The organism is Thermodesulfobacteriota bacterium, assembly GCA_036482575.1.
In the GTDB taxonomy this organism is placed as follows: domain Bacteria; phylum Desulfobacterota; class GWC2-55-46; order GWC2-55-46; family JAUVFY01; genus JAZGJJ01.
In genome coordinates, this window is the sequence record JAZGJJ010000200.1 from 1 (window position 1) to 16,584 (window position 16,584).

Consider the following 16,584-nt stretch of genomic DNA (forward strand, 5'->3'; position numbering starts at 1 on the left):
ACCACAGGAAACAATCGGTATAACAAAGCCTGAAGAAGCCCCCGGCCCCGGCTATGAGGAGTTCTACCGTGCTTTCTTGGAGGCATATTCCCCCCGCCGGGAACCCGTCTATCCGAAGCGGAACCCAGGAGAGGCTACCGTGGTCGAAGGAGAAACCCCGGACGTCGGGGCGGCGCCGGTGGAGCCGTGGGCCGCTATAGTCGTACAGTCCGAGGAAGAGGGGGAGGATGACGAAGAAAGCTGGATCGAGGAGATACTGACCCCCGAGAAAAACAGAACGCCGTCACAGACGGAATATGTGAAAAACATCGAGAGGACGCAATCCGAGGTTGAGGAGGAAAACACCCTGCTCGGCCGGACCGCCTCCCCGTCCGACATAAAGATAACGGTTACCCTCCAAACCCCCGCGACCGCCGATATTTCCTACCGGCTCCTCAAAAAGCCCCACCCCATGGCCAGGGGGAAAGGGGGGGGGAAACGGAAAAAGGAGGTCCTTTTGGAGGAGTCCGGGGGCGGGAGGGACAGGAGGATTTTCTCATTTGCAATTGCGGACAAAGCAGGTTATAATTTTGTGGTGGAGAATTCGGGGCAGGAGGCCTTGAGCATAGGCCTTACCTTCCTCCTCTACGAAGGCAAGACGAAAGAGAAGACCAGAAAAATCGAGGCCGTGGAGGTCGGGCCTGGCGAAGCGGTGGAGTTCAAGTTCATCCTGCCGGAGGCCGTCTTCTGGGACGACGACGACTACTTCAGCGGCCTTGTGGAAGGCCCGCGTTCCGTGACCAAGTTTAACGAGGATACCGGACTTGTATGGGAAGAGGAAAAAGACCGTTAAAACCGTGAAACCACTTTAAAAAATGCGCGAAAAATTAGGACAAAGACTCCTGAAAAATGACGTCGTAAGCGAGGAGCAGCTCGAAAAGGCCCTGGAGAGCCAGAGGCTCCACGGGGGGAGGCTCGGCCACAACCTCGCCTCCCTCGGTTTTATGAGCCTCGAAGAGCTCGACACGTTCTTCAACAGACACCCGAAAAGACCCGAGAGCGTGCAAAGTACGGGGCTTGACCTCGCCTTCATCTCCGACCTGGCGTTGAAGGACGTACTCTACAAGGGGGTGTTCACCCTCCAGGAGCTGTCGGACAGGATCAAACTCCCCGTATCCATCGTGGACTCCGCGGTGGACGTGCTCAGAAGGGAGAGGCTGGTGGAGGTCATGGGGGCGGCGGGCTTCTCGAAAGAGAGCTACAAGTTCAAGATAACGGAGGGCGGCAGGAAGAGGGCCTCCGAACTCCTTGAGGTATGCCGTTATGTCGGGCCCGCCCCGGTCCACATCGATGACTACAAGGAGATGGTGGAGTCACAGACCATAAAGAACATACTCGTGGACGACGAGACCCTCAAGGAGGCCTTCTCGTCTATCGTGCTGCAGGATTCGTTTCTGAAACGCATCGGTCCGGCCATAAGCTCGGGGAGGGCCATCTTCCTGTACGGCCCCCCGGGGAACGGCAAGACCACCGTGGCGGAAATAATGGGGAAGGCCCTTCCCGGTAACATCTATATCCCCTACGCGCTTATCGTGGGCGGACAGATAATAAACGTTTTCGACCCGGTAAACCACATCCCGGTCGAATCCGACAGTGGAGAGAAGAAGGAGTCGCTGGACCGGAGATGGATACTTATAAAAAGGCCCGTTATAATAACCGGTGGGGAGTTGACGCTTAAGATGCTCGACCTCGAGTTCAATACCATCTCCAACTTCTACGAGGCCCCTCTCCAGATAAAAGCGAATAACGGACTGTTCATAGTAGACGACTTCGGCAGGCAGCAGATCCCCCCGCAGAACCTCTTAAACAGGTGGATAGTCCCACTGGAGAGAAGGACGGAGTTCCTGTCGCTGCACACCGGCATGAAGTTCGACATCCCCTTCGACATACTCGTGGTATTCTCGACCAACCTGGAGCCGAAGAACCTCGTGGACGAAGCGTTCCTGAGAAGGATACGTTATAAGGTCAAGATAGACCACCCCACCGAGGAGGAGTTCGAGGCCATCTTCAAGAAGGTCTGCGAGGCCAACTCCATCGAGTTCTCCGAGGAAGTCCTGAGCTACCTCGTGAACAACTACTACAGGAAGCTCGGCGTGAAGCCCAACGCCTGCCACCCGAGGGACCTGATAGACCATATTATCGATAACGCCCATCACTACAGACACGCCCCCCGCCTCACAAAAGAGGTAATAGACGCCGCATGGATGAACTACTTCGTGGAGATGTAAGGGGGCAAGGAGGTTCCGCATGGACATACTGATAGTTGACGACGAGCCTTATATCCAACGATCCCTGTCGTTTATACTGACAAAGGAGGGCTTCGAGGTCGAAGTCGCATCCGACGGAGAGGAGGGGCTGGAAAAGGCACGCGACCTGAAGCCCCGGGTGATATTCCTCGATCTCATGATGCCCAAGCTCAACGGCTTCAGCGCCTGCAGGGCCATAAAGTCGGACGAGACGCTAAAGGACAGCTACGTGATAATCCTGACCGCCAAGGGGCAGGAGATCGACAAGGAGATGGGCTTCAAGGAAGGGGCCGACGAGTTCGTATCAAAACCCTTCAGCCCCTCGGAGATAGTCGCCAAGGCCAGGAGTCTTATCGGGGCCCATCTGTGAGAGGCTACTTGCCTCTCCTTGCACTCCCCGCCCTCATACCGCTGTTGCTCCTGACCGGGGGCATTGAAAGTCCGGTCAGGTTTGTCTACTACCCCATAGTTCTTCTCTTAACGCCGTTTTCAAACTCAAACCCCCTCCTCCTGTCCTCCCTGGTCTTCACCCTTCTATACGCCACCATGCCGAGCATGAAAGGGTTATGGGAATACCCCGCCTACGACGTGGCCGTGAACGTGCTGGGCTTCCTTTCCATGGGCATAACCGCCGGCTACATTTCGGACAGGATACGGAAAGAGTCGGCGTCGATGGACCGAAGCTCCGACACCTATCACGGCCTGACACAGGCGCTTAACCTGAAGATTCTCAACCTGCAGTCCGAACTCGAGTCCGTAACCGAGGCATACGGGAAGCTCAAGGACATGAACAAGAACAAGACCCAGTTCCTGGCATCCATCTCCCACGAGATAAGGTCCCCACTTTCCTCCATCCGTTCCTTCTCGGAGATACTCCACAACTACGACGACATAGACCCGGAGACGAACAAGGAGTTTCTGGGCATAATCAGCAAGGAGAGCCGACGGCTCACCCACCTGACCAACGAAATACTGGATATCGTCAGGATAGACTCCGGCCAGACCCAGTGGCACATGGATACCGTCGGCATCAGCGACGTAATCCAGGCGGGAGTAAAGACGGTGGTCCCGCTCGTAAAGGAGAAGGGCCTTTCCATCAAGGCGTCGGTCCCCCCCCGGCTCCCCCCTGTCTGGGCCGACAGGAACAGGCTCCTGCAGGTAATGCTGAACCTCCTGAGCAACGCCGTAAAGTTCACCTCCGATGGGAAGATTACCGTAAAGGCCAGGGACATGGGAGACAACATACAGGTGTCCGTGGCCGATACCGGCGAGGGGATATACCCCGAAGAGCGGGAGAAGGTGTTCGACGAGTTCTACCGTATAGGAGACGACCTGACCGGAAGGCCCGCAGGCAGCGGCCTGGGGCTTAGCATCTCAAAAAAAATAGTCGAGGCGCACGGGGGGCGCATCTGGGTGGAAAGCCGTATGGGCAAGGGGAGCACCTTCAACTTCACCGTGCCAAAGGGCGGGGAGATCGGGGAGACGGCGCAGTCGCCCAGGTACGCCAGGCAGCATACGGATATCGTCGGCGGAAGGCACGTCATGATACTGGACGACAGCACCGCCATGCGCCAGATATTGAGGGACGCGATCGAGGAAGAGGGATATATCACCATGGGGGCGGGTGACGTAGGCAAGGCGCTGGAGATGGTGAAAGCGACAAAACCGGACGCCGTCTTGCTCGGCTATCTGGACCACGAGGACCACCTGGGCGAACTCAGGACCATATTCAGCGTCCAGTGGATACCCTTCTATCTCGCCGTAATCATAAACGACGAGGAACTCGGTGCCCAGCTGGCGGTCAACGGCTACATAACCACCCCCATCAACGAACAGCAGGTGCATACGGCCTTACAGAGGGTCCTTCACAAGGTAAAGGGAAAGGTGCTTATAATATCGGACAGGCCCGGAGAGGCGAGGAACCTTCAGCTATCCGCCGGAACGGGGGGGTATGAGACCTCCGTGGTGCCGGATGTCGCCTCCGCCGACATCCGGACGGCCCCCCCCCCTCCGCCCGACCTGATAATAATAGGGACGTCCTCAAAGGACAGGGCCTACGGGACCATCTTGGCCTTGCGCGGCAATAAGGCCACCAGGGACATCCCTCTTGTCCTTACACTCGGCATATCCGCCACGGACATAGAGTGTGTCGGGCTCGGCTCTTCAAGCTATGGAAACGGCCTGGCGGAGCTGTTCGCGGAGCTGGAAGGAGGAGGCTGAGGTGTCGCTGCTGGTAACGCTGCTTACTACGGACAGGCTGAAGAGGCTGCTGGGACAGTACTCCGAAGCCTTCGGCCGCCAGATACTTATCCTGGACGAGGAAGAGAAAGCCCTTTTGAGCGTTCACGGGGACCGGTTGCAGGGGAAGCTTACGACCAGGCCTCTCTACTTGAGGGACTCTCTGGTCGGCTACGTAGCAACGGCCGGGGACGAGGGCGATGCGTCCCAGCTTGAGTTCATCGCACGGAACCTCATGGAGATGATAAATGCCGGCTACGAGATAGACAGCCTCGCCGGAGAGGTGGCGAGAGTCTACGAGGAGCTATCGCTGCTGGCGAACATCTCGGCGAAGCTCGGCTCGGGCCTTGAGGTGGACAGGATATGCCGCGTACTTGCCGACGAGGTCATGAAGCGCTGCCCCTCGGCCAACGTCTCCATAATGCTCGTAAAGGAGGTCCCGCGGGACGAATCACCGCAGTCCGGGATGAAGTCCTTCCTGGTCCCCAGGGTCTCCATAGGGAAAGACGCGGACAAGGCCTCGACCATGATCCTGAAGGCCGACACGGGACTCATCGGATACGTCTCCGAGATAAAGAGGGCCATTACCGTATGCGACGTGTCGGAGGAGGAGAGGTTCGAGCCTCTCCCCTACCCCGTAGCGAGGATACTGCTGGTCCCGCTCGTAGTGGAGGACACCGTAATAGGTGCGGTAGTGGCGAACGACAAGCTCGACGGCGAGGAGTTTTACTCCCCGGAGATAAAGCTCCTGTCCAACATAGCGTCGGAGTGCGCCATTTCCATAAAGAAGGCCCTTCTCTACGACGAGATCCACAGCATGCTCTTCAGCATGGCCGAGGCCTTCTCCCTGGCCATCGACGCAAAGGATCCTTACACCTACGGCCATTCCAAGAGGGTTAGCCGGTTAGCGGTGGGTATAGCCGAGGAGCTCGGGCTCCCACCCGATACCGTGGACTGGATAAGGCTGGCGACGCTGCTCCATGACACGGGCAAGATAGGCGTGCCCGACGCCATCTTGAACAAGGCCGACAAGCTCGAGCCGGACGAAATGCTGAAGATGCAGGAGCACCCCGCACTCGGTGCGAAGATGATAGGGCATATCCAGAGGTTCACGGAGATAGCCCGCTGGATACGCCACCACCACGAACATTACGATGGCTCCGGCTACCCCATGGGCCTCAAGGGGGACGATATCCCGCTGCCCGCAAGGATAATCAACGTCTCCGACACCTTCGACGCCCTGACCTCCACCAGGTCGTACAGAAAGGCCATGGAGAAGGAAGAAGCGCTGAAGATCATGCGTGACTCCAGCGGAACGCACGTAGACCCGGCGATCCTGGACTGCCTGGAGAAGGTGCTCGCCCGTTCTTAGCCTCACCCCACCACCCCCACCACTGAAAACCCCTTACTTGAGCTCCACTACTTCCCCGTCTTTTACCGTAAGCAGGAAGAGATCCTTCAGGACCTCCCCGTCCGTGCCGAAGGCCATAGGCCCCGAGGCACCCTCGAACTCCGTCGTCTCCGCAAGCCTCTTCCGGACGGCCTCGCGCTGGAGCGGCCCATTTCTCAAGGCGAGCAGCAGGGCCATGGCCGCGTCATAGGCATGGGCCTCGAGTATGCCCGGTTCGTACCCGTAGACCTCGGTAAACCTCCCCATAAACTCCACAGTCCCGGCCCTGTCGCTTTTCGAAAAGAAGCCGTCAACGAAGACCGCCCCTTCCACGTGCTCACCGGCGAGGTCGACCAGCCCGGGGGAGTTCCAGCCGTTCGAGCCCAGCAGCACCACCTCGTTCATGTCGTAGTAGGCGAGATACGGGGCTATAAGCCCGGCGGTATGGTGGTAGTCGGGTATGTAGAGGGCGTCCGCTTCGACGGCAACCTCATATCCCGTCACGTGCCTCCTGCCCTTCATGCCTTCGGTTACCTCTATGGCGAAGAGGCCTTCCAGTTCGTCCTTGAAGTCGGTCTGTCCCGCCTCGTAAGAGCCCTCGGCCACGACCACGCCGCCGAGCGCTTCGACCTCCTCTTTAAAGTGCCATGCCAACTCCTCGCCGTAGGGATTTTCCGGATGCAGTACGGCGAAGGCCCTGAGGCCCAGCTCGTAGTAGGCATAGTCCGCGACCGCCCCCGCCTGCCGGGCCGGGGTCAGGAAGTTCCTGAACACGTACTCCCCCATACCGGGCAGCCCGCTCTTCTGGGAGAGGATGACGGCCGGGAGGCCCCTCTGCTGGGCGAACCTCCCCATCTCCACCGAGACCTTCCCCATAAGGGGGCCCACAAGGCCAACGACGTTCCGGTCGGCGGCAAGCGCTCTCAATGTATTCAATACGGACCCCCCCTCCCCCCCCTCCTTTCCAACGTCCCTCACCTTCAAATGAACGGGCCAGTAGCTTTCGCCGAAGACCCGGGCCGCAAGACGAACCCCGTTCAACGCCTCCTCCCCGAACCGAGCGTACTTGCCCGTAAGGGGCAGGACCACCCCTATGGCGACATCCTCGAACTCAACGGCAACGTGTGCGACGGAGAGATTCTCGACCTCTTTCAAGAGCGCCACGGCCCTCTCCCTGAGCGCCGGGGGGGCCTCCTCGCTCGACACCACCAAAGAGAGGGCCTCCCGCGCACCATCCTTACGGCCTGCCGTGTAACGGCAAAAACTGAGACCGTAGAGGGCCTCCAGCCTAAAGCTGCTCTTCGGAAACTCATCGAGGAGCTTTTCGTAGTAGGAGATGGCCCTCCCGACGTTCTCCTTTTCGGCGTATATAAGGGCGAGGCTTACGAGCGCCCCGTCGGTCACGTCCGCATTGGGATAGCGAGAGAGGAACTCCTCGAGTTCGTCTATCACCCCTTGGGGGGTGTCTCGCCACGAACCGCTCTGCTTCTGCTCGGCGAGTATCCTCGTAAGCCAGCTCTCCGCGGCCCGGGAGCGCAGGTAGACCCCCCCGAGCGCCTCCGTGGCGGCAAAGATCAGGACAAGCATCGCGGCAAGTGTTTTAAATCTCATCTATCCGTCTCCCCCTCGTCCACCGGCCGCCTCACCCCGCAGCACTCCTCCAACTCCGCGGCTATCCTCTTCATGTCCTGCATAATCTGCCACTCCTCCCCGGCGTACTCCCTGTCCTCGCCGGTCATTCTTATCACCGGGAGGTCTCCGGTCGTATCGAGCTCGACCCTTATATAGAGATCCATGCGCAAATGGAAGTCCTGCTCCCTTCTGTGGAACTCCAGGACCCGGCTGTCTTTGCTGTAGTATCCCGAGTCGTATCCGAGCAGCATCCCCTTTATGTAGGCCGTGCGTAATGCCTCTTTGGTGCTGTCCTCCCGGACCTCCACGGACACGGTCCCGGCATAGGAGCCTACCTGCGCGACACCGCCGAAGACTAACGCCCCCATGAGCACATATACCGCAGCCATACAGGTAATTTAACACAATATCCGACCCTTATAAAGGCCCTTGCCCGGGCGAACAAAAGGGGTATAATAAAATCGGAAAACAGAAAAACAGGAAAAAATTAAACCTTTTGGGGTGCTGCGGTGTCTAAGCTTACAGGACGGGGAAAATGACTTCCGACCATGCTCTGCTCGAAAACTACAGAAACGGGGACGAGGGGGCCCTCAGCGAGCTCCTCGACCGCTACCAGAGGCCGCTCTACGGCTTCATCTACCGAATGGTCGGGAACCACGCGGACACCGCCGACCTCTGCCAGAAAAGCTTTTTCCAGGCCTTCAGGAAGGCTGGCACCTTCGAATGGCGTTCGAACTTCAAGACCTGGCTCTACCGTATCGCCGTGAACCTAACGCGGAACCACATCCGCTCCTTGAAGCGGGACCCCACGGTGCCCTTTCCGAACCACCGGCCGCTTGAGGAGGTACCCGCGGCCACCCCGGCCACGGACCCCGTCGTATCCGGGGAGGAGAAGAAACTCTTACGCACGGCCATAGAGGGGCTTCCGGAAAAACAGAGGACGACGCTTATGCTAAAGGTCTACCAGGAGCTTACGTTCGAAGAGGTTGCCGGGGTAATGGGATGCCCGGTGGGGACCGCGAAGGCCAACTACCACCACGCGCTCTCGTCGCTTAGAAAAAGGTTAAAGGGGTAAAGATGGACTGTAAGGATATCGAGATACTCCTATCAAACGCCGCCGCCGGGGAACTCCGTGACGGAGAACTCCGTGACGGAGAACTCTCGGAAGACGAACGGCTGAAGCTCGACGCTCACCTCTCGGGCTGCCCCCGCTGTCGCGAGGAATTTTCCCGCTTGAAAGAGACGCTTGGGAAGCTAAAGACCCTGCCGACACCTGAGCCGCCCGACGGGTTCTGGCCCGAGCTTCAAAGCGCTATACTGAAAGAGCTCAGGGCCGAGGATGGAAACCCCACACACCCCGTCCGCAAGCGACCCCGAGCCGTGCCGCGCTGGATGCAGGGCTTTGCTATAGCGGCCACGGTCGCAGCACTGGTCGTCGCCGGGGCCCTCTTTACCGGGAAAAACGGCGTGCGCCCCGACCTCCCCATAGTTACAATCGAAGAGCTCCTCTACGCGGAGCCCTCTCTCCCGGCGCTCTTTCAAGACGAAGGGCTGGAGATACTCGACGAGATAGACTACGCGGATGCAGGGCTCTCGGACCCCTACTATGGTCTCTTCGAGCTCGATACCGACGAGCTTGAGAGCATATACGAGGGAATAGAGGATATAACCTACGGGTCGTACTTAACGGCTTAAACCAAAGGAGGTCAACCATGATAAGGAGAGGAACGATAACAATACTTGCCGTCTTCTTCGCGGCGGTGATTACGTCCGGAGGGATTACGGTCCGGGCCCAGGAGCCGCCCGGTCCGCCGCCCGGAGGAGGCGAACTCCAGTCCCGACAGTTCCAGGGGGGGGGGAGAGGGGAAGAGGGGAAGGACCGCAGAGAGCAGATAAGGAAAAAAATAGCGCTGCTCTACATGTGGAGGCTTACCGAAACGCTGGACCTGGACGAGGCAACCGCGGCAAAGCTGTTCCCGGTGCTGAACAGGTACAACAAGAAGAAGATGCCGCTTGAGCGGGAGCGCATGAAGCTCATAATCGAGGCAAGGGAGGCTTCGAAGACAGGGGACGAGAGCGGCTCGGAAGAGCTCCTTAAGAGGGTAGAGAAGAACCAGTCCGCCCTGCGGGATCTCGGGCAAGAGCAGGCCGAAGAGATGAAGAAGGTACTGACCCCCGCGCAGATGGTAAAGTACCTGACCTTCGAGGAGAAGTTCAGGGAAGAGGTACGCGGGATGATTCGCGACGCCCGGCAGAAGCGCGGCATGAGGGGCGGGCCGCAGGAGCGGGAAGGCGGAGCTATGGCCCCCGGTCTAGGGCCATAAAGAGCTAAACGACCCCCCCTCCGGCTCGGGGGCCGGGGGGGGGTCCTAAAAGTCCACCTCCACGCCGAGGGAATCCAGGAACTTGTTGAAGGCCGTATAGAGCTCCATCACCCCGAGGGCCTCGACTATCTCGGCGTCCGTGGCACCCGCCCCCTTTAGCTCCTCGAACTCCAGCTCCGTTATATCGAGCGGGGCGCGGTTGGCCTTGCGGGCGAACTCTATAAGCGCGAGCTCCTTTTCCGTAAAGCCGGCCTTTTCGACCTTGCTCAGTATCTTCTCGACCTCTCCTTGCGTGACACCCATGGACCTAAGTACCGAGACGTGGGCGGTGACGCAGTAGTCGCACGAATTGTCCTTCGAGACAAGTACGGCTATGGCCTCCTTGGTCTTCCGCGTAAGCTCACCCCGCATCATGACGGCCTTTACCTTCTCCCAGTTGGCCTTAAGGAGCGGCGGGTGGTGGGCGCTGGTCCTGAAGAGGTTCGGCACCATACCGAACGTTTTTTCGATCTCGTCCAGGACTTCCCTTACCTCGGAGGAAGCCGCCTCCGTCCGAACTGGCTCTATCCTCGCCATATGGACCTCCTTACTAAGTTACCGGGGCCGTACTTAAAAGGCCCCGTCCCGGGAGGGACGGGGCCTTGACTTATCCCGCGCGGTTCAGAGGGGCTCGCCTACGAACCCTTCCTCTTATAAGCTCCGCTATCGTAATCGGCGATACCCACCATCTCAAAAATGCCGCCTATAGCGGTAAAGTTGGTGGCGGCCTCCTTGGCCGACTCCTTCATGTTCTCGTCGAACCACTCCCGCGTGAACTCGCCGTGGAGCATAATACGCGTGTAGGCCTGCTCGAATTCAGCCTCCGTTATCCCCTTCTGGGAAGGCTTTTTCGGGTTCTTGGGGTTGGGGATAAGATAGATAAGCGCCTTCTCGTTCCTCCGCCTGCCCCAGTCCTTTACGGTAAGCTTCCCACCGCCCTTGTGTTTCGGGATGACGGCCCCGGGGACCACCTTCTTTTCGACCCTGCTCTCGCCTTTCTTTTCCGCTTTTTTGGCCATTTCAAACGCCCCTTTCCGCCCCATTATAGTCGTTTCCGCCCTATATTCCAACAAAATAAAGAGGGTGCCTTAAACAACGGCCTCCCTGACCTTCTTCCCCCTGAGAAGCGCTATTATTACGACGAGCGAAGCGGCCATGATCAGCATAATGGTAAAGTTCCCGACCAGGCTGATGGAGACGACGTCTATAGGAAGGCCCTCGACCTTTAACTCCGGCAACGCATCCCTCAACTGATAAAGGATGGCGGCGGATAAGCCCACCTTAAGGAGACCCAGCCAGGAGACTACCTCGAGTACGGTCCTGGCCCACGCCTTGAGTTTCAGCAAGTATACGGCGGAGAGCATGACGAAGAGCCCGACCCCGATCTGCACTATCTGTATAACGGCAAGGGTCCGAAAAATCGGGGTGAGGTCCTTAAAAGGCCCTAATACATGGACGGAGACGTGCTCCCCTGCTGCCGTAGCCGCCTGCCCTCCCTCCACCCCCATCTGCCCGACCAGGGCGAAGAGAAGGAGCCCCAGCCCGCCGAAAATTATGGCCAGGACCGAGACCACGATGAATATCCAGGCGATTACCGTGACGGACGTGGGCCTCTCGTGCGGCTTAAGCTCCGCCCCTTCCGCCCCTTCTCCCCCTTCCTCGCTCCCGTGCTCTTCGATTGCGTCGTTTCCGTATTCCATAATAATGACCTTATCTCAAAACTATACCAAACGCACGGAGAAATCAAGGAAGAACCGCCTCCGTTTAGGGCCTTTTATAGACGGGCACCGGGAATGTGGTCCGAAAATCGATGCCCGGCACCGAGGCCTCCACAACGAGCTCCCAGTACCTCACACCCGGGTCGGCGCTCAAGCGGTTTACCCAGTCCGGGTTCTCCGGGATGTCGAACTCGATACCCAGCTTATCGAAGGTCATGGGCTCCTGAAGCTTCACCTTCTCGCTGTAGTGCTCGTAGGTGACAAGGGTTTGCGACCGGTTCTTGCCGCTCCCGTGGGTCTCGAACCGCTCCTCCACGAACCTCAAGGTGACGTCCATCTCCTCGAAGCGGTGGGGCGATAGAGCGACCTTGAGCTTCCCGCCCGGAAAGAACGGAAAGTTCAGGAACTCCAGATAGCTCGAGCCGAACTTCGCGTACTGAAGGAGCCGGTAGATAAATGCCACGAAGATGCCTATGGTAATCGCGTCGAAGAGCCCGACTATGAGCTTTACCATGAGAGGCCCCTCGCCCGAGAGGAAGGCCCACCAGTTAAACGGGCTCATGAAAACGGCAAACAGGATAAACCCGGTGAGCATGTGGATACACCGTCCCGAGGCGTTGTCCCATATGCCGCGCCTGTCCCAGGGGTAGTCCACGAGCCAGGGCTCGCCAGAGCTGGACAGTCCGTACTGGCCTACCGCCGCGGCCCTCCTCTTCTGCATCACACCTCGTATGCCGTGGCTGCAGAGCACCAGGCCGCTCATGGCGAAGGCAAGGCCCACCGTGCCGAGGACCCAGAGCGGGCCGTTCACCTTGCCGGGGATCGGCAGATACCCGAAGCCGGCCAGGGCGAAGTAAGTGCCTATAGCGATAAACGGGATTGAAAAGAGTACCGCGAACCACCCGTAGGCGGTCCTGTATATGCGGCTGTCGGTCTTGTTAATCCGCTTCATGGCCGGATTTTACCATTTTAACGGGAAGGGGGGAAGGCCGCGGAGGGGGGCTTGCATGTCCGCTTGATGTGTATTAAAATATATACGGCTTTTCGAAAACGACGAAAGGAGCCGAAGTATGAGTACCGGTATGGAATCCTGTCCGTTTTGCGGCAATACGATAATGAAGGGCGCCATGAGGTGCCCCGGGTGCGGCAAGATACTCAAGACCGCCGAGGAGCAGGAGGCCTCCTACCGGAGGCTCAAGGAGTCCCAAAAAAAGTCCTCCCTGGTCACGGTCTTAACGTACCTCGCCGTTATCGGCGCCCTCGCGGCCGTCGGCGTCCGCTATCAGAAAGAGATACTCGAATTCATTGAGGGGGTTCTGGGGAAGTAGGGGGAAGCGTGACGCTCCACCCGGATAAGCAGGGTCCGGCCTGCGTGGTTGTCAGGTGAATACTGGGACTGTACGCATCAAGGGAGGCCCAAACCTAAACGGGCAAGTTAACCATTGTTTTCCGCCACCACTTTAATGCCCGGCCATCTAGTCACTTCTTTTCCTCTTAAAACAACCTCTGACTCCTCCAACTCATCCGGGAATATCTCGATAAGTTCTCTCAAGTACATTTCGTTGAATTTATTGCCGAATTTACTTCGAATAGTCACAAAGCGTAGCCTTGTAAAGTTTTTTCTCGATCTGATCTCCTTTATCACAAGATCTGCATCTCGTCTAAGCCGCTCAAACTTGCTTTCGGTTATTTTCATAATAAATATGCTTACAATATAAGCCAGCACCAATAGCACAAAAAGATACGTCTCATCCATTTTATCAAAAACACGGAACTTCTCCAAAACATAGGCCCAAGCTGAAAAAACAACCGGCATTACAACAAAGGAAACCAACAACAATTCATGTATTTTTGCCCCTCTTATCATATCAACAACGGCCTTAACACCATTATCTTTCATTTAATGTCCTCCCTTCCTTACCTTGTAATCTCATTTCTCTTTATACCGGCCCGCGGGGCTCTTCCCGCCCCCTCCTTCGCCCTTTACAACTCACCTCCGGTAAGGGCGTCGGCAAGGGATTTCTCGGACATAAGACCGATTGCGGTAAACATGGGCATAAAGTCGATCACGTTTTCGGCGTTAACAATCTTTCCGTCACGAACCGTACTCAGGAAGGCGCCCTTTACGGTAAAGGGCTTGCCCGTTGCCCTATGAACGCCGCTTACGGTCATAATACCGCAGATATCCTCTCCCTCCGATACCAGCTTATCGACGGTCATATGGATATCGCTTATGGCCGCGTTCATCTCCCTGTGGTAACGCTTGAAGTCGTCGGGGCAGCAGATCTCGTCGCCGAGGCCGTGGACACTGCAGGGTTCGGCCAGCATCTCGTCTACCGCCTTTTCATTCCTCTTGTTCCAGACCTCCTCAAACCACCTTCTTATCAAGTCCTTCGAAGCTTTCTGTGTAGAACCGGACATATCGACCTCCCGTATTTGGATGTTAAAAAATACTGTTCGTGATGGAGCGAACGGAATGAATTAAACGGCCGCTGCCCCTGTTTTCCCCGACCCTGCTTCCACCCCTCCCGGACTACATCCCCGCATAAGGCTTTGGCAGCCTGACCCAGATAGGCATATGGTCGCTTACATCGTGCTCGAATTTTTTAACAAGCAAGCCTTTTTTTGACTCAGGCAAGTCATTATAATCATTGCCATAAAGCGCATTTGCAAAGAGGTCGACAAAGTTGAACATGCCGTAGTTAAACTCGCCCTCCACTTTGCCTGCATTATCGTTAGCTTTGTCGTTGGGCAGTCTCTTGTCATGCATAAAGAGCCCTATCTGGTCGTAAGTCTGGTTCAAGCGCGCGTTGGTGCGAAAGACCCCGGCTTTTTCACGTTCCGGGTGCACATCAAGGAAGGGAAAGTTCACCTTTGCCGCACGCTTGCTCCTCAAATATTTCCTGTTATAGCCCTTTATCATCTCCTCTATCTCGTCTCTCCTCGTATCGACCTGTTCAAAATTCAGATTAAGGTCGCCAAAGAGGATCAGGTTTTTATGGTAAAGCTTATCCGCTTGTTTTGCCCTCCAGGTAAGCCACTTCATCAAAGCATCGAACTCCCTGTCTCTTTCGGTCTTTCCTTCAAATTTTTTCTTGCTCCCGAAAAGCAAATGGGCATTTACCCCTATGAACTCATATGGGTCGGCATGGTTAAAGCCTTTTATCCTGAAGGATACGCAAAGAGGCGTCCTGATGAAGGAAAGAAAGCTGGGTAAAACAATCTCCGGCTTCTTGGTTTTTTTCTTTTCCGCTTTAGCTTTCTTATGTTTTATATAGGCCTTGCTGTACTTTTCAAAGACCCCCTTCAAATCATCCCAGCCGTCTGCAATAAAGTCTATGACGGCTGTCTTATCGAATGTCAGGTCTGATGCGACTTCCGTTCTTTCTACTGTCTGCCACTTGTAGAGAAAGGCCTGCCTTTCACTCATGCCCCCGCCGTCGGGACTCTTGCCTGTAATGTCGGAGGCCACCATGTTAAAACTATCCCCCATAATCCCCTTTAAATAGTTGATACCCTCCAGGTTATCCTGCACCTCCTGAATTCCAAGAAGATCGCATCTTTCGCAAAAGGACTTTAGAAACAGCCAGGAACCTTTTGACTTGCTCTTTACCTTTCCGAGCTTCCTGATGTTAAACGATGACAGTACAACCGAATCTGTCCTTTGTTCCGGAAGCCCGTACTTGGCCCCCTCGTTCTCAAGAAGTTCATTTACCTTTTCCCACTGAGCCGTTGTAAATTTAGACATAGTCGCCTCCAACCCTCAAATAATAAACAAAATATCCCGATTGCCCTGCCCCAGACTACACCCTTGCGATATAGATGTCAACACCATATCACACTGGCTGTGCCCACCCTCCATATTGTTGTCACAATTTTCAAGAAAGGGCAACGCCCTCGCCAATCCTTTGCTTTTGTCTTTAAAAACCCCCGTGGCGTGGGGTGTAGCAACAGCTTAAGGGGTGGTGGGTGAGCGAGCGGGGTTGCATGAGGGCCGGAGGCCCGATTTAAGCGGGCGGAGCGAACGGGGAAGGGGCGGCCAGCTTTGCGAACCCCACCCCCAAGCGCTCCAGAGCGAAGCGCGGAGCGCAACAGGGGAGAAATAGGGAGGTGTCTTTTAAGAAACCCCTCACCCCAACCCTCTCCCGCAAGGGGAGAGGGGGTTAAAGAGTTCTTCCGTTGACAAAAAGGCCCCGACCATTTTCATGGTCGGGGCCTTTTCCCAATAATCCTCGCAGCGTCCTACTCTCCCGCACAGTCGCCCATGCAGTACCATCGGCCCTGGAGGGCTTAACTTCCGTGTTCGGAATGGGAACGGGTGTGGCCCCTCCGGTATGGCCGCGAGAAAGCGTCAGAAAGACTCGTGATGCGTGTGCGTGATGCGTTATACGTAAAAAACCGTATTTCCCGCATCACGTATAACGTATACGCATAACGGTCCCTCAAAATAAAATCGAACAGGGTAGTTTCCAGGTAACCGGCAACTGATAGCCGATAACCTTAACAAAGACGCCGGGAGTCAATAACCGGCCGCAATAAAATATATGGACAAGCCTCACGGTCGATTAGTACCGGTCAGCTCAACCCATTACTGGGCTTACACACCCGGCCGATCAAACTTGTAGTCTCCAAGTGACCTTCAGGGACACCGAAGTGTCCAGGGAGATCTAATCTCGGGAGGGGCGTCCCGCTTAGATGCTTTCAGCGGTTATCCCTTCGGCACATAGCTACCCGGCGCTGCTCCTGGCGGAACAACCGGAACACTAGAGGTGCCGCCATCCCGGTCCTCTCGTACTAGGGACAGCTTCCCTCAAATCTCCTGCGCCCACGACAGATAGGGACCGAACTGTCTCACGACGTTCTGAACCCAGCTCACGTACCGCTATTAATCGGCGAACAGCCGAACCCTTGGGACCTGCTCCAGCCCCAGGATGCGATGAGCCGACATCGAGGTGCCA

18 protein-coding genes and 2 rRNA genes are annotated in these 16,584 nt (G+C 56.7%); 9 read left to right on the forward strand and 11 right to left on the reverse strand.

Annotated features, from left to right (window positions below):
• Window positions 1–139 precede the first annotated feature (139 nt).
• Genes V3W31_08955 through V3W31_08975 form a run of 5 tightly spaced genes read left to right on the forward strand, consistent with a single transcriptional unit; the run spans window position 140 to window position 5,895 of the window.
• On the forward strand, window positions 140–832 hold the full coding sequence (locus V3W31_08955) for a hypothetical protein (GenBank protein ID MEE9615055.1): 693 nt from the start codon (window positions 140–142) through the stop codon (window positions 830–832).
• A 22-nt stretch (window positions 833–854) separates the two neighbouring features.
• On the forward strand, window positions 855–2,267 hold the full coding sequence (locus V3W31_08960; protein ID MEE9615056.1) for an ATPase: 1,413 nt from the start codon (window positions 855–857) through the stop codon (window positions 2,265–2,267).
• Between the two features lie 19 nt (window positions 2,268–2,286).
• On the forward strand, window positions 2,287–2,655 hold the full coding sequence (locus tag V3W31_08965; protein ID MEE9615057.1) for a response regulator: 369 nt from the start codon (window positions 2,287–2,289) through the stop codon (window positions 2,653–2,655).
• Window positions 2,652–4,505, forward strand: a complete 1,854-nt coding sequence (locus V3W31_08970) for a hybrid sensor histidine kinase/response regulator (protein ID MEE9615058.1) — start codon at window positions 2,652–2,654, stop codon at window positions 4,503–4,505. The genes V3W31_08965 and V3W31_08970 overlap by 4 nt, the downstream gene beginning before the upstream one ends.
• A 1-nt stretch (window position 4,506) precedes the next feature.
• Window positions 4,507–5,895 carry an HD domain-containing phosphohydrolase gene (locus V3W31_08975; protein MEE9615059.1) on the forward strand — a complete coding sequence of 463 codons (1,389 nt, stop codon included), beginning with the start codon at window positions 4,507–4,509 and terminating at the stop codon, window positions 5,893–5,895.
• Between the two features lie 33 nt (window positions 5,896–5,928).
• Here the strand turns inward: V3W31_08975 and V3W31_08980 are convergent, their stop codons facing one another.
• Both V3W31_08980 and V3W31_08985 read right to left on the reverse strand, forming a co-directional pair.
• Window positions 5,929–7,524 carry a penicillin-binding protein activator gene (locus tag V3W31_08980; GenBank protein MEE9615060.1) on the reverse strand — a complete coding sequence of 532 codons (1,596 nt, stop codon included), beginning with the start codon at window positions 7,522–7,524 and terminating at the stop codon, window positions 5,929–5,931.
• Entirely contained in the window at window positions 7,521–7,934 is a 414-nt protein-coding gene (locus V3W31_08985) for a hypothetical protein (protein ID MEE9615061.1), read from the reverse strand. Before V3W31_08985 ends, V3W31_08980 begins: the two co-directional genes overlap by 4 nt.
• A 146-nt stretch (window positions 7,935–8,080) precedes the next feature.
• Here V3W31_08985 and V3W31_08990 point away from each other — a divergent pair, with 146 nt between their 5' ends.
• Genes V3W31_08990 through V3W31_09000 form a run of 3 tightly spaced genes read left to right on the forward strand, consistent with a single transcriptional unit; the run spans window position 8,081 to window position 9,869 of the window.
• Window positions 8,081–8,620 carry a sigma-70 family RNA polymerase sigma factor gene (locus V3W31_08990; protein MEE9615062.1) on the forward strand — a complete coding sequence of 180 codons (540 nt, stop codon included), beginning with the start codon at window positions 8,081–8,083 and terminating at the stop codon, window positions 8,618–8,620.
• A 2-nt stretch (window positions 8,621–8,622) separates the two neighbouring features.
• Window positions 8,623–9,240 (forward strand): zf-HC2 domain-containing protein, encoded by a 618-nt coding sequence (locus V3W31_08995; GenBank protein ID MEE9615063.1) that lies wholly within the window; start codon window positions 8,623–8,625, stop codon window positions 9,238–9,240.
• Between the two features lie 17 nt (window positions 9,241–9,257).
• Window positions 9,258–9,869 carry a hypothetical protein gene (locus tag V3W31_09000; GenBank protein ID MEE9615064.1) on the forward strand — a complete coding sequence of 204 codons (612 nt, stop codon included), beginning with the start codon at window positions 9,258–9,260 and terminating at the stop codon, window positions 9,867–9,869.
• A gap of 45 nt (window positions 9,870–9,914) precedes the next feature.
• Here the strand turns inward: V3W31_09000 and V3W31_09005 are convergent, their stop codons facing one another.
• The 4 genes from V3W31_09005 to V3W31_09020 all read right to left on the reverse strand — a co-directional run bounded on the left by V3W31_09005 (window position 9,915) and on the right by V3W31_09020 (window position 12,578).
• Window positions 9,915–10,445 (reverse strand): peroxidase-related enzyme, encoded by a 531-nt coding sequence (locus V3W31_09005; protein MEE9615065.1) that lies wholly within the window; start codon window positions 10,443–10,445, stop codon window positions 9,915–9,917.
• Between the two features lie 98 nt (window positions 10,446–10,543).
• Window positions 10,544–10,927, reverse strand: a complete 384-nt coding sequence (locus V3W31_09010; GenBank protein ID MEE9615066.1) for a hypothetical protein — start codon at window positions 10,925–10,927, stop codon at window positions 10,544–10,546.
• A 69-nt stretch (window positions 10,928–10,996) separates the two neighbouring features.
• Entirely contained in the window at window positions 10,997–11,608 is a 612-nt protein-coding gene (locus V3W31_09015; protein MEE9615067.1) for a hypothetical protein, read from the reverse strand.
• 64 nt (window positions 11,609–11,672) lie between these two features.
• Window positions 11,673–12,578, reverse strand: coding sequence for a hypothetical protein (locus V3W31_09020; protein MEE9615068.1), 906 nt, complete (start codon window positions 12,576–12,578; stop codon window positions 11,673–11,675).
• A 118-nt stretch (window positions 12,579–12,696) separates the two neighbouring features.
• On the opposite strand from V3W31_09020, the gene V3W31_09025 reads away from it, so the two are divergent.
• Window positions 12,697–12,954: a hypothetical protein gene (locus tag V3W31_09025; protein ID MEE9615069.1), complete on the forward strand. Its 258-nt coding sequence runs from the start codon at window positions 12,697–12,699 to the stop codon at window positions 12,952–12,954.
• Between the two features lie 107 nt (window positions 12,955–13,061).
• Here the strand turns inward: V3W31_09025 and V3W31_09030 are convergent, their stop codons facing one another.
• From V3W31_09030 to V3W31_09050, 5 genes are all read right to left on the reverse strand, one after another.
• Window positions 13,062–13,526 carry a hypothetical protein gene (locus V3W31_09030; GenBank protein ID MEE9615070.1) on the reverse strand — a complete coding sequence of 155 codons (465 nt, stop codon included), beginning with the start codon at window positions 13,524–13,526 and terminating at the stop codon, window positions 13,062–13,064.
• 83 nt (window positions 13,527–13,609) lie between these two features.
• Window positions 13,610–14,047 (reverse strand): ester cyclase, encoded by a 438-nt coding sequence (locus V3W31_09035; GenBank protein MEE9615071.1) that lies wholly within the window; start codon window positions 14,045–14,047, stop codon window positions 13,610–13,612.
• Between the two features lie 112 nt (window positions 14,048–14,159).
• Entirely contained in the window at window positions 14,160–15,374 is a 1,215-nt protein-coding gene (locus tag V3W31_09040) for an endonuclease/exonuclease/phosphatase (protein ID MEE9615072.1), read from the reverse strand.
• Window positions 15,375–15,855: 481 nt separating this feature from the next.
• A 5S ribosomal RNA gene (rrf, locus tag V3W31_09045) occupies window positions 15,856–15,972 on the reverse strand.
• 198 nt (window positions 15,973–16,170) lie between these two features.
• Window positions 16,171–16,584 (reverse strand): 23S ribosomal RNA (locus tag V3W31_09050); the annotation flags it as partial.

Coding starts and splice junctions, on each gene's coding strand:
- V3W31_08960 (MEE9615056.1), top strand. CDS start 855: ATGCGCGAAAAATTAGGACAAAGACTCCTGAAAAATGACGTCGTAAGC.
- V3W31_08965 (MEE9615057.1), top strand. CDS start 2,287: ATGGACATACTGATAGTTGACGACGAGCCTTATATCCAACGATCCCTG.
- V3W31_08980 (MEE9615060.1), bottom strand. CDS start 7,524: ATGAGATTTAAAACACTTGCCGCGATGCTTGTCCTGATCTTTGCCGCC.
- V3W31_08985 (MEE9615061.1), bottom strand. CDS start 7,934: ATGGCTGCGGTATATGTGCTCATGGGGGCGTTAGTCTTCGGCGGTGTC.
- V3W31_08990 (MEE9615062.1), top strand. CDS start 8,081: ATGACTTCCGACCATGCTCTGCTCGAAAACTACAGAAACGGGGACGAG.
- V3W31_08995 (MEE9615063.1), top strand. CDS start 8,623: ATGGACTGTAAGGATATCGAGATACTCCTATCAAACGCCGCCGCCGGG.
- V3W31_09000 (MEE9615064.1), top strand. CDS start 9,258: ATGATAAGGAGAGGAACGATAACAATACTTGCCGTCTTCTTCGCGGCG.
- V3W31_09005 (MEE9615065.1), bottom strand. CDS start 10,445: ATGGCGAGGATAGAGCCAGTTCGGACGGAGGCGGCTTCCTCCGAGGTA.
- V3W31_09010 (MEE9615066.1), bottom strand. CDS start 10,927: ATGGCCAAAAAAGCGGAAAAGAAAGGCGAGAGCAGGGTCGAAAAGAAG.
- V3W31_09015 (MEE9615067.1), bottom strand. CDS start 11,608: ATGGAATACGGAAACGACGCAATCGAAGAGCACGGGAGCGAGGAAGGG.
- V3W31_09020 (MEE9615068.1), bottom strand. CDS start 12,578: ATGAAGCGGATTAACAAGACCGACAGCCGCATATACAGGACCGCCTAC.
- V3W31_09025 (MEE9615069.1), top strand. CDS start 12,697: ATGAGTACCGGTATGGAATCCTGTCCGTTTTGCGGCAATACGATAATG.
- V3W31_09030 (MEE9615070.1), bottom strand. CDS start 13,526: ATGAAAGATAATGGTGTTAAGGCCGTTGTTGATATGATAAGAGGGGCA.
- V3W31_09035 (MEE9615071.1), bottom strand. CDS start 14,047: ATGTCCGGTTCTACACAGAAAGCTTCGAAGGACTTGATAAGAAGGTGG.
- V3W31_09040 (MEE9615072.1), bottom strand. CDS start 15,374: ATGTCTAAATTTACAACGGCTCAGTGGGAAAAGGTAAATGAACTTCTT.